Annotated in this window: 11 protein-coding genes; all 11 read right to left on the reverse strand. The window is 78.8% G+C overall.

Annotation, left to right across the window (positions count from 1 at the left end; genetic code table 11):
• Window positions 1-57: 57 nt before the first annotated feature.
• The 11 genes from EDC03_RS08395 to EDC03_RS08445 all read right to left on the reverse strand — a co-directional run bounded on the left by EDC03_RS08395 (window position 58) and on the right by EDC03_RS08445 (window position 14,063).
• Window positions 58-828, reverse strand: coding sequence for a YggS family pyridoxal phosphate-dependent enzyme (locus tag EDC03_RS08395; RefSeq protein WP_123379797.1), 771 nt, complete (start codon window positions 826-828; stop codon window positions 58-60).
• The gene (gene pgeF / locus EDC03_RS08400) at window positions 825-1,559 is read right to left on the reverse strand and encodes a peptidoglycan editing factor PgeF (protein WP_123380069.1); all 735 of its coding nucleotides are present in this window, start codon (window positions 1,557-1,559) and stop codon (window positions 825-827) included. Before pgeF ends, EDC03_RS08395 begins: the two co-directional genes overlap by 4 nt.
• A gap of 92 nt (window positions 1,560-1,651) precedes the next feature.
• Window positions 1,652-2,902, reverse strand: a complete 1,251-nt coding sequence (ftsZ, locus tag EDC03_RS08405) for a cell division protein FtsZ (protein ID WP_123379798.1) — start codon at window positions 2,900-2,902, stop codon at window positions 1,652-1,654.
• A gap of 304 nt (window positions 2,903-3,206) precedes the next feature.
• The gene (locus EDC03_RS08410; protein ID WP_148058040.1) at window positions 3,207-4,232 is read right to left on the reverse strand and encodes a cell division protein FtsQ/DivIB; all 1,026 of its coding nucleotides are present in this window, start codon (window positions 4,230-4,232) and stop codon (window positions 3,207-3,209) included.
• 74 nt (window positions 4,233-4,306) lie between these two features.
• Complete coding sequence (gene murC, locus EDC03_RS08415) at window positions 4,307-5,815, reverse strand: UDP-N-acetylmuramate--L-alanine ligase (RefSeq protein WP_123379800.1); 1,509 nt, start codon at window positions 5,813-5,815, stop codon at window positions 4,307-4,309.
• Window positions 5,812-6,936, reverse strand: a complete 1,125-nt coding sequence (murG, locus tag EDC03_RS08420) for an undecaprenyldiphospho-muramoylpentapeptide beta-N-acetylglucosaminyltransferase (protein WP_241967103.1) — start codon at window positions 6,934-6,936, stop codon at window positions 5,812-5,814. The genes murC and murG overlap by 4 nt, the downstream gene beginning before the upstream one ends.
• Window positions 6,933-8,219 (reverse strand): putative lipid II flippase FtsW, encoded by a 1,287-nt coding sequence (ftsW, locus tag EDC03_RS08425; protein ID WP_199720077.1) that lies wholly within the window; start codon window positions 8,217-8,219, stop codon window positions 6,933-6,935. Before ftsW ends, murG begins: the two co-directional genes overlap by 4 nt.
• A gap of 3 nt (window positions 8,220-8,222) precedes the next feature.
• Window positions 8,223-9,839 carry a UDP-N-acetylmuramoyl-L-alanine--D-glutamate ligase gene (murD, locus tag EDC03_RS08430; protein WP_123379801.1) on the reverse strand — a complete coding sequence of 539 codons (1,617 nt, stop codon included), beginning with the start codon at window positions 9,837-9,839 and terminating at the stop codon, window positions 8,223-8,225.
• The gene (mraY, locus tag EDC03_RS08435) at window positions 9,836-10,927 is read right to left on the reverse strand and encodes a phospho-N-acetylmuramoyl-pentapeptide-transferase (RefSeq protein ID WP_123379802.1); all 1,092 of its coding nucleotides are present in this window, start codon (window positions 10,925-10,927) and stop codon (window positions 9,836-9,838) included. Before mraY ends, murD begins: the two co-directional genes overlap by 4 nt.
• Entirely contained in the window at window positions 10,921-12,441 is a 1,521-nt protein-coding gene (locus EDC03_RS08440) for a UDP-N-acetylmuramoyl-tripeptide--D-alanyl-D-alanine ligase (protein WP_123379803.1), read from the reverse strand. Before EDC03_RS08440 ends, mraY begins: the two co-directional genes overlap by 7 nt.
• The gene (locus EDC03_RS08445) at window positions 12,438-14,063 is read right to left on the reverse strand and encodes a UDP-N-acetylmuramoyl-L-alanyl-D-glutamate--2,6-diaminopimelate ligase (RefSeq protein ID WP_123379804.1); all 1,626 of its coding nucleotides are present in this window, start codon (window positions 14,061-14,063) and stop codon (window positions 12,438-12,440) included. Before EDC03_RS08445 ends, EDC03_RS08440 begins: the two co-directional genes overlap by 4 nt.
• Window positions 14,064-14,119 lie beyond the last annotated feature (56 nt).

Here is a 14,119-nt window from a genome sequence, read left to right on the forward strand (position 1 = left end):
GTGCCGCCCGGGCCCCGTGGCGGCCCCGTCGACGTGTGCCGACCTCGGGGCGGGACGCTACCCGAGCGGCGGGCGGGCGCCGAGGACGGCGCGCCCGACACGCAGGAGGGTGGCGCCCGCCGCCACGGCCTGCTCGAGGTCGTCGCTCATGCCCGCCGAGAGGACCGTGGCCCCCGGGTGGTCCGCCCGGACACGGGCGGCGGCGTCCGCCAGCCGCGCGAAGGCGGCCGCCGGGTCGGCGCCGCGGGGGGCGACGGCCATGACGCCGTCGAGCCGCAGGGAGCCGGCGGCAGCGACGGCGTCGACGACGGCGGGCAGCCCCGGCACGGGCACCCCGCCGCGCGCCTCGTCCCCCTCGTCGCCGTCGAGGTCCACCTGGACGAGGACGGGCAGCACCCGCCCGGCCGCCCCCGCCCCGCGGTCGAGGGCGGCGGCGAGCCGCTCGCTGTCGCAGGAGTGGACGAGCGAGGCCCAGGCGGCGACGGCACCGGCCTTGTTGCGCTGCAGCCGCCCGAGGGCGTGCCAGCGGAGGTCACCCGTCCCGGGCCCGCCCGTCGCGAGCACCTCCTCGCGCTTGGCGCCGGCCTCCTGGGCGCGTGCCTCGCCGACGTCGCGGACGCCGAGGGCGGCGAGGTGGAGGACGTCGGAGGCGGGCCACGTCTTCGTCGTCACGACGACGCCGACCTCGTCGCGCCCGCGGCCCGCCGCGGCGCAGGCGGCGGCGACGCGGTCGTCGAGGCGACGCAGGGCCGCGGCCAGCTCCTCGCGGCGCGCGACGGCGCCCTCCGCGCCCCCCTGCTCCCCCGCCCCGCCGGGCGCGACGCTCACGCGGGCACCCAGGCGAGGCCGGCGGTGCGCCCGGAGGCGCCGCCGTCACGGCGGAAGGACCACAGGTCCGGCCGCTCCGCGGTGCACCCCGGCACCTGCTCGACCGCGACGCCCGCGTCCCGCAGCTGGGCGAGGACGACGGCGGCGACGTCGAGGGCGGGCGCGCCGTCCCACGTCGTCGACGCGGCGACCGGCGCCGTGGCGGCGACCTCGTCGCGCAGCGCCGCCGGGACCTCGTAGCAGCGCCCGCAGATGCTCGGGCCGAGGACGGCCACGACGTCGCGGGCGCCCAGGTCGGCCATGGCCGCCAGCGCACGCAGGGCCGTGCCCGCGACCGCGCCGCGCCGCCCCGCGTGGGCGACGCCGACGACGCCGGCCGCGGGGTCGGCGAGCAGGACCGGCACGCAGTCGGCCACGAGCACCGCGAGCGCCACGCCCGGCGTGGCCGTGACGGCCGCGTCGACGGCCGGGAGGTCGGGCGCGCCCGCGGCGGCGGGCCCGCGCACGACGGCGACGTCCGCGCCGTGGACCTGCTCGAGGAAGGTCAGCGAGCCCGCGCCGCGCGCCGCCAGCGTCGCCCGCAGCGCGTCGCGGGAGGCGTGCACGGCCACGGGGTCGTCGCCGACGTGGAGGGCGAGGTCGAGGCCGTCGTACGGGCCGCGGGGCGTGCGCGGCGGCGAGCCGCCCGCGCGCGTCGTGAGCGCGACGACGGCGCCGGGCGCCCCCGGCAGCGACCGCGCCCACGGGAGGGGGGCGGTCGCCGGGGGACGCCCGGCGTCGGGGGGTGCCGCGGCGGCCGGGGCCGCCGCGGCGTCGTAAGCCGTCAGCGGAGGAAGTCCGGGACGTCGAGGTCGTCGTCGCGCTGCCCGCGGCCCCAGGCCGGGCCCTGGTCGAGCGGCTGCGGCTGCGCGGGCTGGGCGTCCTCGCGCGCCTCGGCGGGGGCGGGACGCTCCTGCTGCTGCGGGGCCGCCGCGGGCGAGGACCCCTGGGCGCCGGGCCACGGCGACGTGGGGACGTCGTCCCCGCCGACGGGCGCGGGGCGCTGCTGCGGGGCGGCGCCGCGGGCGGGGCGCTGCTGGGCCGCCGGCGCGGCGGCCTGGCCGCGCTCGTCCCGGCGGCGCGACGGCGTGCCGCTGTCGAAGCCCGCCGCGATGACGGTGACGCGGACCTCGTCGCCGAGGGCGTCGTCGATGACGGCGCCGAAGATGATGTTGGCCTCGGGGTGCGCGGCCTCCTGCACGAGCCGGGCCGCCTCGTTGATCTCGAAGAGGCCGAGGTCCGAGCCGCCCTGGACGGACAGCAGGACGCCGTGGGCGCCGTCGATGCTCGCCTCGAGCAGCGGGGAGGAGATGGCCGCCTCGGACGCGAGGACGGCGCGGTCCTCGCCGCGCGCCGAGCCGATGCCCATGAGGGCGCTGCCGGCGCCCTGCATGACGCTCTTGACGTCGGCGAAGTCGAGGTTGATGAGGCCCGGCGTGGTGATGAGGTCGGTGATGCCCTGGACGCCGGACAGCAGGACCTGGTCGGCGGAGCGGAAGGCGTCGAGCATGCTCACCGCACGGTCGCTGATCGACAGCAGCCGGTCGTTGGGGATGACGATGAGGGTGTCGACCTCCTCGCGGAGGCTCTCGATGCCGCTGTCGGCCTGGTTGGCGCGACGGCGTCCCTCGAAGGTGAAGGGCCGCGTGACGACGCCGATGGTGAGGGCGCCGAGCTCGCGGGCGATCCGGGCCACGACGGGGGCGCCGCCGGTGCCCGTGCCGCCGCCCTCGCCTGCCGTGACGAAGACCATGTCGGCGCCGCGCAGCGCCTCCTCGATCTCCTCGGCGTGGTCCTCGGCGGCGCGACGGCCGACCTCGGGGTCCGCGCCGGCGCCGAGCCCGCGCGTGAGCTCGCGGCCGACGTCGAGCTTGACGTCGGCGTCGGACATCAGCAGCGCCTGGGCGTCGGTGTTGACGGCGATGAACTCGACGCCCTTGAGGCCGACCTCGATCATCCGGTTGACGGCGTTGACGCCGCCGCCGCCGATGCCGACGACCTTGATGACGGCGAGGTAGTTCTGGGGTGATGCCACGAGGGGAGCCCTTCGCTGGTGAGCTGACGTCTGCCGGTCCGGCTCCCGAGGCCAACCTTCACCCTCTGGTCGAGGGTAAGAGTTATGTCAGGTGCGCGCTGGGGAGACCGTAGGTGCCACGCGGCACCCCTGTCGACCGCCACGGCCCGACACGCCGCGACGCGCCGGGCCCGGGAGAGAGGCAGGTCCGCGACCCGGGGCGGGGCAGGCACGGGTCCCGGGGACGCCGGTCGTCGGTGCCTCCGCCGGCGGCCCGCGGGCAGGGGCGGACGCGGCGTCGGCGGCGAGGGGGGTGGTCCGGGCGTCAGCCCGCGCGGACGACGGGGGCGCGCGGGGCGCTCACGTCGTAGAGCGCGGCGGGGCGCTGCAGCAGCGCGGTCAGCACCTCGGCCTTGAGCGGCGTCTGGTCGGCGCCGCCCCACACCACCTGGGCGCCCTCGCGCAGGCGCAGCACGACGCCGTCCCGGCTCGCACCCCCGGCCGCCGCGACCTGCTCGCGCAGCGCCACGGGCAGCTCGTCGAGGACCCGCGTGACGGCCTGGACGGTGTCGGGCCCCGCCGTCGTCACGTCGACGTCGATGACGGGGACGTCGGCCGGCGGCTCGGGCGAGGTCTGCACCGTGGTGCCGGTGCGGTCGACGACGTCGAAGCCGCCGTCCGGCGAGGCGACGGCGGCCACCGGCACCCGCTCGACGACCCGGACCTCCAGGCCCGACGGCCAGACCGGCCCGACGACGGCGGACTGCACGAGGGGCAGCGCCTCGAGGCGGTCCTCGAGGTCGCCCGTGTCCACCCGGGCGAGCGGGACGTCGCGGGCGGGGTCGACGACGGCCGCGACCTGGGCCGGGTCGAGACGCTGCAGGCCCAGCACGGCGACGTCGCGCACGACGAGCAGCGGCGACCAGAGGAGCACCCAGGCGACGGCGCCGACGACGACGAGCGCCGCGAGCGCGAGCAGGACGGGCTTGAGCGCGGCACGGCGGCGCTCGCGCGCCCGCTCGGCGAAGCGGCGCGCCGCGTCGACGGTGACCGTCCGGCCCCGCGTGCGGACGACGGCGGCGGGCGGCGCGCCCGAGGGGGCGGCCGTGGAGCGGGGGGTCGAGCGCCGCAGGTGCACGGGCGCGGCCCGGCCGGGCAGCCCGCCCCGCTCCGACGCCGGCCGCGGGGCCGGCGCGCGGGGGGCGGTCGGCGTCCCGCCGTGCGCGGCGCCGCCGCCCCGGGGACGGGGCGGGAGGCCTCCCCGGTGGGCGGGGACGGGGGGCCGGGCACGGTCGTCGCCGTCCGCGGGCGCGGCGGCCGCGAGGTCGTCGTCGGCGGGCCCCTGCTGCACGGGCCCGTCCACGGGCTCGCCCCGGGACGGCCGCGCCGCCGGGCGTGCGCGCGGCGCGACGGGACGGCGACCGCTCACGCCGGTCCCCCGCTCCCCCGGCGCGCGAGGACGTCGAGGACCTCGGCGGCCACCATCGTCACGTCGCCGGCCCCGACGGTGAGGACGAGGTCGCCGGGCCGCGCGCGGCCCGCGGCGGCACCGGCGGCGTCGCCCCACGAGGGCAGGTAGGTGACGCGCTCGGCGGGCAGCGGCACCGCGCCGGCGACGAGCGCGCCGGTCACGCCGGGCACGGGGTCCTCCCGGGCGGCGTAGACGTCCATGACGAGGACCTCGTCGGCGGAGGCGAGCGCGGCGCCGAACTCGGCGGCGAAGTCGAGCGTGCGGCTGTACAGGTGCGGCTGGAAGACGACGACGAGGCGCCCCGCCCCGGCCACCTGCCGCCCCGTGGCGACCGCGGCCGCCACCTTGGCGGGGTTGTGGGCGTAGTCGTCGTAGACCCGCACCCCGTCGGCCGTGCCGCGCGGCTCGAACCGGCGGCGCGTGCCCGTGAAGGACTCGAGGCCCGCGCGGGCCGTGGCGGGGTCGACGCCGAGCCGGGTGGCGGCCGTCCAGGCCGCTGCCGCGTCGAGGGCGTTGTGCACGCCAGGTACCCCGAGGTCGACGACCCCGTGGTCGACGTCCCCCTCGAGGAGCCGGAACGAGATGCGGCCGCCCGCCGGCGCCACGTCGACGAGGCGCACGTCCGCCGCGGCGTCGAGCCCGTAGGTGACGACGGCCGGCCACCGGCCGGGCCGCTGCGCGCCGGCGGCCCGGACGGCCGCGGCGAGGCGGGCCGCGCCCGGGTCGTCGGCGCAGACGACGAGCGTGCCGCCGGGCCGCACCCGGCCGGCGAAGGCGCCGAAGGCCCGCTCGACCGCCGCCGGCGTCCCGTAGTGGTCGAGGTGGTCGGGCTGGACGTTCGTCACGACCGACAGCTCGGGCGCGTAGACGAGGAAGGAGGCGTCCGACTCGTCGGCCTCGGCGACGAACAGGTCGCCGGTCCCGTCGTGGGCGTTGGTGCCCGCCCCCGTCAGCTCCCCGCCGACGGCGAAGGACGGGTCGAGGCCCGCGTGCTGCAGGGTGACGACGAGCATCGACGTCGTCGTCGTCTTGCCGTTGGTCCCGGCGACGGCCACGGCGCGGCGGTCGGCCATGAGCGCCTGCAGGCCCTGCGAGCGGTGCAGCACCCGGAGCCCGCGCTCGCGCGCCGCGAGCAGCTCGGGGTTGTCCGGGCGGATCGCCGAGCCGGCGACGACCGTGCCGGCGCCCTCGAGGCGGGCCGGGTCGAACCCTGCCCCGACGTCGCCGCCGAGGGCGCGCAGCACCGCGAGGACGGGGAGGTCCTTGGCGTCGCTGCCGCTGACCCGCAGGCCGCGGGCGAGCAGCACGCGGGCGATCCCGGACATGCCGATGCCCCCGACCCCGACGAGGTGCACCCCGCCCAGGTCGTCGGCCGGCGGGACGGGCGCGGCGACGTCGAAGACCGTCGGCACGTCGCCCCCGAGGAGGTCGTCGGCGGCCGCGGGGACCGGGGCGGGGCTCATGCCCGGCCCGCCGCGGCGAGCACGAGGTCGGCCAGCCGGTCGTCGGCGTCCCGCACGGCGCTCGCCTGCGCCGCCGCGCCCATCCGCGCCCGGCGGGCGGGGTCGGCGAGGACGGGCAGCAGCTCGGCGCGGAGCCACGCCGCGTCCAGGTCGGCGTCGTCGACGAGCAGCGCGCCGCCCGCCCCGACGACGGGCTCGGCGTTGCGCCGCTGCTCGCCGTTGCCGATCGGCAGGGGCACGAACGCCGCGGGGAGGCCGACGGCCCCGACCTCGCAGACGGTGCCCGCGCCGGCACGGCAGAGCGCCACGTCCGCGGCGGCGTACGCGAGGTCCATGCGGTCGGTGTACGGCAGCACCCGGTGGACCGGCCCGTCGGCGCCCGTGCCGAGCACGGGCACCTCCTTGCCGGCGCCCGTGAGGTGCAGCACCTGGACGTCGGCCGCGGCGAGGTCCGGCCACGCCCCCGCGACGGCCTCGTTGAGGCGCTGCGCGCCGAGCGACCCCCCGAACACGAGGAGCGTCGGCCGCTCCGGGTGGAGGTCGAAGGCTGCCCGCGCCTCGGCCCGCAGCGCCCCGCGGTCGAGGTGCGCGACGGCCGGGCTCATGGGGAGCCCGACGCGGACGGCGTGCGGCAGGGGCGTCCCGGGGAACGTCGTCGCGACGTGGCGGGTGAGCCGCGCGCCGAGCTTGTTGGCGATGCCCGGGCGGGCGTTCTGCTCGTGGACGACGACGGGCACGCCGCGCCGTCGGGCGGCGAGGTACGCGGGCACGGCGACGTAACCGCCCATGCCGACGACGACGTCCGCGCCGTCGGGGCCGCAGCCGGCGACCGCGCGGTCGGCGGCGCTCACGGCCTCGCCCAGGCGCCCGGGCAGGGAGAGCAGCGCGCGCGAGGGACGCCGCGGCAGCGGCACGCGCGGGACCAGCGCCAGCTCGTAGCCGCGGGCGGGCACCAGCCGCGCCTCGAGCCCCTCCGCCGTGCCGAGGGCGAGGACGTGCGCGTCCGGGTGGCGCCGGCGGACGGCGTCCGCGAGCGCGAGCATCGGGTTGACGTGGCCGGCGGTGCCGCCGCCGGCCAGCAGGACCGACGGCGGGCGCCCCGCGGCGCCGGCCGCGCTCACCGGGCGCCCCGGCGGCCGCCGCGGGCCGAGGCCGCGACGACGAGCGAGCGGCGCACGACGCCGGCGCGGGTGGCGAGGAGCTCGGCCGCCCCCGGCTCGGTGCGGGCGAAGGACAGGACGACCCCCATGGCGAGGAGCGTGGCGACGAGGGCGGAGCCGCCCGAGCTGACGAAGGGCAGCGGGACGCCGATGACGGGGAGCAGGCCGAGCACGACCGCCATGTTGATGCACGCCTGGCCCACGACCCACGCCATGACGCCGGCCGTCGCGACCTTGGCGAACGGGTCGGGGTGACGTCGGATGACGCGCATGCAGCCGACCGCCAGCGCGGCGAAGAGCAGGAGCACCAGCAGGGTCCCGACGAGCCCCAGCTCCTCGCCGATGATCGAGAAGATGAAGTCGTTGTGGGCCTCGGGCAGGTAGGACCACTTCTCCCGGCTCGAGCCCAGGCCGAGCCCGGTGACGCCGCCCCCGGCGAGGGCGGCCAGGCCGTGGGCGGACTGGTAGCAGGCCCCGAGGACGTCGCAGTCCCCGGAGAGCCAGTCGCCGATGCGCCGCATGCGGTTCGGGCTGCTCAGCACGAGGACGCCCGCCACGAGCGCGAGCGCTCCCCCGGGCACGGCCAGCGTCTTGAGCGGCACCCCGCCGACCCACAGCGCGGCGACGACGACCGCCATGACGACGAGCCCGGTGCCGAGGTCGTGGCCGAGCAGCACCAGGCCCAGGACGAAGCCCCCGACGGGCACGACCGGCACGACGACGTGCCGCCAGTCGCGCAGGAGGGGGCCCTTGCGCACCAGCACCGCCGCGCACCAGACGGCGAGCGCGAGCTTGACGAACTCGGCCGGCTGCAGCGTGAAGCTGCCGACGCCGATCCAGTTGCGGTTGCCGTTGACCTCGACCCCGAGCGGCGTGAAGACGAGCGCCTGGAGGCAGGCGGCCAGCCCCACCGCCGGCCAGGCCAGCGCCTTCCAGACGTGCACCGGGACGCGGGAGGCCGCGTACGCCAGCGGGACGCCGAGGACGGCGAAGACGAGCTGGCTCGTGAACTGCGAGTACGGCGAGCGGCCGGCCTCCATCGACTCGACGCTCGAGCTCGACAGGACCATGACGAGGCCCAGGACGACGAGGACGCCCGTCGTCGCCGCGAGCAGGTAGAAGCTCGTGGCCGGGGTGTCGGCCCGCTGCACCCAGTGGGTGACGGTCCCGCCGACGCGCTCCCGGAGCGAGGGGGCGTCGTCGTCCTCGCGGGGGCGCGCGGGCGGGGGCGTGCGCAGCGCCACGGCTCAGCCCTGCCCGAGGGAGGCGCGCACCGCCGCCGCGAAGGCGTCGCCGCGGGCGCCGTAGTCGGTGAACTGGTCCATCGAGGCGGACGCCGGCGCCAGGAGCACGACGTCGCCGGGGCGGGCGAGGCCTGCGGCGGCGGCGACCGCGCGGTCCATGACGACGCGGCCGGAGGCGCGGGGGGCGTCGTCGGCCGGGCCGCCCGGAGGCGCGGCGGAGGTCGTCGTCGGCGCAGCCACGCCCCCACTGTGCGACGGGTCCACCTCGACGACGGGGACGTCGGGCGCGTGTCGCCGGAGCGCCCCGCGCAGCGGCTCGCGGTCGAGCCCCACGAGCACCACGCCGCGCAGGCGTCCCGCGTGGCGGCGCACCAGCTCGTCGAAGGCGGCGCCCTTGGGCAGCCCGCCGGCGACCCACACGACCGGGTCGTAGGCCGCGAGCGAGGCGGCCGCCGCGTGCGGGTTGGTGGCCTTGGAGTCGTCGACCCAGCGGACGCCGTCGGCCTCCGCGACGAGGGCGATCCGGTGCGCGTCCGGCCGGTAGCCCTGGAGGGCGGCGCGGACCGCCGCCGGGGGCACGCCGTGCGAGCGGGCCAGCGCGGCGGCGGCCAGGGCGTCCTCGACGACGTGCGCGGCGGGCCCCGTGCCGCCGGAGGCGCCCACGAGGTCGGCGAGGGTGCCGAGCTCCGCCGCGGCCTCGTGCCGCTCGGTGACGAAGGCGCGGTCCGCGAGGACGTCCTCGACGACGCCGAGCATGCCGACCGAGGGGATGCCCAGCGTGACGCCGACGGCGCGGGCGCCCTCGACGACGTCGGCCTCGCGCACGAGGGCCTCGGTGGCCGGGTCGGCGACGTTGTAGACGCAGGCGCGCTCGACGCCCTCGTAGACGCGGCCCTTCGCCGCGGCGTAGGCGTCCATGCCGCCGTGCCAGTCGAGGTGGTCCGGGGCGATGTTGAGGACGGCGGCCGACTGCGCCGCGACCGACGCCGACCAGTGCAGCTGGTAGCTGGACAGCTCGACCGCGAGGACGTCGTAGGGCTCGGGGTCGACGACGGCGTGGAGGACGGGGACGCCGACGTTGCCGACGGCCGCGGTCCGCAGCCCCGCCGCGGACAGCATCGCCGCGAGCATGCGCGTCGTCGTCGTCTTGCCGTTGGTGCCCGTGACGGCGAGCCACGGCGCCCGGCCGCGGGCGCCGGGCGCCGGCTGCAGGCGCCACGCCAGCTCGACGTCGCCCCACACGGGCACGCCGGCGGCCGCGGCCCCGGCCAGCAGACGGGCGTCGGGGCGCCAGCCGGGCGAGGTGACGACGAGGTCGGGCACGGCGCCGTCGACGGACGGCAGCGCGCCGCCGAGGGCGCCCGCGGCGGCGTCGCCGAGCTGTGCCCGGACGTCCATGACGTCGAGGACGCGGGCCTTCTCGCGCTCGTCGTCGCCGTCGCGCGCGTCGACGACGAGGACGCGCGCCCCGCGCTGCGCGAGGGCGTCGGCCGCCGCGAACCCGGACGTGCCGAGCCCCGCGACGACGACCCGCAGCCCCGCCCACGCCGAGCCGGCGTCGACGAGGGCGTCCGTCCGGGGCGTCGTGGGGCCGCCGACGGTGCCGACCGGGCTGCTCACAGCCCCGTCCCGACGACCCACTCGGCGTAGAAGATGCCGAGGCCGAGCGCCGCGAAGAGCACGGCGACGATCCAGAAGCGGATGACGATGGTGACCTCCGCCCAGCCGGCGAGCTCGAAGTGGTGCTGCAGCGGCGCCATCCGGAAGACCCGTCTCCCCGTGAGCTTGTAGGAGCCGACCTGGATGACGACCGACAGCGTGATGATGACGAAGAGGCCGCCGAGGAGGACGAGCAGCAGCTCCGTGCGCGAGAGGATCGCGAGGCCGGCGAGCGCGCCGCCGAGGGCCAGCGAGCCGGTGTCGCCCATGAAGATCTTGGCGGGCGAGGCGTTCCACCACAGGAAGCCGAAGCACGCGCCCATGAGGGCGGCCGCCACGACGGCGAGGTCGCGCGGGTCGCGGACCTCGTAGCAGTTGGGCCCGGCCGTGGCCACGGCCTGGCAGCTCTGGTTGGACTGCCACACGCCGATGAGCAGGTAGGAGCCGGCGACGGCCGTCGTCGCCCCGGTGGCCAGCCCGTCGAGGCCGTCCGTGAGGTTCACGCCGTTGCTGGCGCCCGCGATCATGACGAGGGCCCAGAGGACGAAGAGCACCGTGCCGACGAGCGCGCCCGCGAAGGCGAGGTCGACGCCCGTGTCGCGGATGACGCTGATGCGCGTCGACGCCGGGGTGCGGAAGTTGTCGTTGGGGAACTGCAGGGCGAGGACGGCGAAGACGACGGCCACGCCCGCCTGCCCGAGGAGCTTGGGCAGGCTCCGCAGCCCGAGGCTGCGCTGCTTGGAGATCTTGATGAAGTCGTCGAGGAAGCCGACGACGCCGAGGCCGGCCATGAGCAGCAGCACGAGCAGGCCCGAGGCCGTCGGCGCGTCGAGGGTGACGAGGTGCGCGACGGCGTAGGCGAGCAGCGTCGACGCGACGATGACGACGCCGCCCATCGTCGGCGTCCCGCGCTTGGTCTTGTGGGTCGTGGGGCCGTCGTCGCGGATGAACTGCCCGTAGCCGCGCCGCACGAGCCAGCGGATGAAGACGGGCGTGCCGAGCAGGGACAGGACGAGGGCGACGCCGGCGGCGACGAGGACGGTCAGCACGGCGCGTCCCCCTCGCGCGCGGCAGGGCCGGAGGGGCCGGCGGGCGGCGAGTCGGCGACGAGCGCGTCGCCGAGGTGGCGCAGGCCCGCGCCGTTCGAGGACTTCACGAGCACGACGTCGCCCGGCCGCAGCTCCGCCCGCAGCAGCGCGAGGGCCGCGTCGGCGTCGGGCACGTGGACGGCCTCGTCGCCCCAGGACCCCTCGTGCTGGGCGCCGGAGTGCACCGCACGGGCGCCCTCCCCGACGGCGACGAGGTGGGAGACGTTGAGCCGCACCGCGAGCCGGCCGACGAGGTCGTGCTCGGCGGTCGCGCCGGCGCCGAGCTCGAGCATCTCGCCGAGCACCGCCCACGTGCGGCGCTCGCGCCCGTCGGGGCCGCGGCGCATGGCGACGAGGGCCTTGAGCGCCGCCCGGACCGACTCGGGGTTGGCGTTGTAGGCGTCGTTGACGACCGTGACGCCGTCGGCCCGCTCGGTGACCTCCATGCGGTACCGGCTCGCGGGGCCGCTCGCGGAGAGCACCTCCGCGGTCCGCTCGAGCGGCAGGCCGAGCCGGAGGGCGACGGCCGCCGCGGCGACGGCGTTGGCGACGTTGTGCTCGCCGACGAGGCGCAGCGCGACGTCCGCCGAGCGCGGCTGGGCGCCGGCGGGGATGCCGAGCCGGCTGTGCAGCCGGAAGGTCGCGCGGCCGGCGGGGTCGAGGTCGACGTCGGTGGCCCAGACGAGCGCGCCGGCGCCGGAGCCCTGCGCCCGGACGGGCAGCACCTGCGCGCTCGTCCGCGCGGCCATCCGCGCGACGCGCTCGTCGTCGACGTCGAGGACGACGGTGCCGTCCGCGCCGACCGCCTCGGGCAGCTCGCCCTTGGCGCGCTCGACGGCGTCGACGGAGCCGAACTCCCCGACGTGCGCCTGCCCGACGTTGAGGACGACGGCGACGTCCGGCCGCGCCACGCGGCACAGGGCCGCGATGTGGCCGGCGCCACGGGCGCCCATCTCGAGCACGAGGAACCGGGTCTCCTCCGTCGCGGCGAGGACCGTCAGCGGCAGCCCCACCTCGCCGTTGTAGGACATCGGCGTGGCGGTCGTCGGGCCCAGGGCGCCGAGCAGCGCGGCGAGGAGGTCCTTCGTCGTCGTCTTGCCGGCCGACCCGGTGAGGCCGACGACGACCGCACCGTCGGCGCGCAGCCGCTCGACGGTCGCGTGCGCGAGCGCCTCGAAGGCCACCTGCACGTCGTCGACGACGACCTGCGGGCCCGCGAGCGCCCCGTCCGGGCCCGTGACGGGGCGGGCCACGAGGGCGAGGGCCGCCCCGGCGGCGAAGGCCGCCACCACGTGGTCGTGCCCGTCGGCGTGCTCGCCGCGCCGGGCGACGAAGAGGCCGCCCGGGACGACGGCGCGCGAGTCCGTCGCGGCCGGGCCCGTGAGGGCGGCCGGCTCGGCGCCGTCGGCGCCGTCGGGGCGGTGCAGCGCACCGTCGACGACGGCCGCCACCTCGGCGGGGGTCAGGGGGGTCATGCGTCCTCGCTCTCGCTGCCGCCGGCCGCCGCGGCGGCCAGCGCCGCGCGGACCTCGTCACGGTCGTCGAAGGGGTGGACCACGCCGGCGACCTCCTGGCCGCGCTCGTGGCCCTTGCCCGCCACCAGGACGGTGCCGTCGGGGCCGGCCGCGTCGAGGGCCGCGCGCAGCGCGCGGGCCCGGTCGCCGACCTCCAGCACGGTGGCGGGGGCGGGCGGGGCCAGCGGGTCCCGCCCGCCGGGGCTCGTGGCGCCCGCGAGGACGGCGGCGCGGACGGCCGCCGGCTCCTCGGAGCGGGGGTTGTCGTCGGTGACGACGACGACGTCGGCCGCGCGTGCCGCGGCGGCGCCCATGGGGCCGCGCTTGCCGCGGTCGCGGTCGCCGCCGGCGCCGAGGACGACGACGAGGCGCCCGGCGGTGCTGGGGCGCACGGCCGCCAGGGCGGCGGCGACGGCGTCGGGCGTGTGCGCGTAGTCGACGAGGACCCGCGGGAGCGCGGCGAGCGGCGTGCCGTCGGGCGCGGCCGGCGGGGCGACGAGCTCGAGCCGGCCGGGGACGGACCCGGCCTGCGAGAGCCCGCCGACGACCTCGTCGGCCGCCAGCCCGGCCTCGAGGAGGACGACCGCCGCCAGGGCGGTGTTGGCGACGTTGAAGGCGCCCGGCAGGGGCGCGCGCAGCAGGAGGCGCGCGCCGTCCGGCCCGGCGAGCACGAAGTCCGTCCCGGTGGGGCCGACCCCGTCCGGCGCCACCTCGGCGGTCCAGTCCGCCGGCGTCCCCGCGGCGGTCGCGACCGTCGTCACGGGCACCGAGGCCTGCTGCGCGAGGCGCCGGCCCCACGCGTCGTCGACGACGACGACGCCGCGCCGCGACCGCTCCGGCGTGAAGAGGGACGCCTTCGCGGCGAAGTAGTCCTCCATGCCGTCGTGGAAGTCGAGGTGGTCCTGCGAGAGGTTGGTGAAGCCCGCGACGTCGACGACGAGCCCGTCGACGCGGTGCAGGGAGAGCGCGTGGCTGGAGACCTCGAGCGCGGCGACGTCCACCCCGGCCCGTGCCATCCGCGCGAGGAGGGCGTGGAGGACGGGCGCCTCGGGCGTCGTCCGGGCGCTGGCCACGACCTCGCCGGCCACGCGCGTCTCGACGGTCCCGACGAGGCCCGTCGTGCGGCCGGCCGCCGCCAGCGCGCCCTCGAGCAGGTAGGCGGTGGTCGTCTTGCCGTTGGTCCCGGTGATGCCGAGCAGGAGCGGCCCGGGGCCGTCGCCCCGGTGGGTGCCGGTGCGGTGGACGCGGGCGGCGAGGTCGCCGACGACGGCGCGCGGGTCGGGCGCCACGACGACGGGCAGGTCCTGGCCCGCGGCCCGGAGGCGGCGCTCGCCCTCGGCGTCGGTGAGCACGGCCACCGCGCCGGCGGCCCGGGCGTCGTGCGCGAAGTCGGCGCCGTGGGCGCGGGCGCCCGGGAGGGCGGCGTAGAGGTCGCCGCGGGCGACGGCGCGCGAGTCCAGGGTGACGCCGGTGACGTCGGGGCCACGGCCGTCGTCGGCGCCGACGAGGCGCCCGCCGGGGACGGCGGCGGCGAGGTCGGCCAGCGGCGTCGACGGCGTCGACGCGGCGGCCCGGTCAGCCACGGGGGTCGCCCCCGGCCGGTCCGGGGGACGTCGGGCGGGGCCGGCGGGGCTGGTCG

The organism is Pseudokineococcus lusitanus (assembly GCF_003751265.1).
In the GTDB taxonomy this organism is placed as follows: domain Bacteria; phylum Actinomycetota; class Actinomycetes; order Actinomycetales; family Quadrisphaeraceae; genus Pseudokineococcus; species Pseudokineococcus lusitanus.

Excerpts from the sequence above, each read along its gene's own strand:
- murC (WP_123379800.1), bottom strand. The coding sequence starts at position 5,815 with ATGAGCCCCGCCCCGGTCCCCGCGGCCGCCGACGACCTCCTCGGGGGC.
- EDC03_RS08440 (WP_123379803.1), bottom strand. The coding sequence starts at position 12,441 with ATGACCCCCCTGACCCCCGCCGAGGTGGCGGCCGTCGTCGACGGTGCG.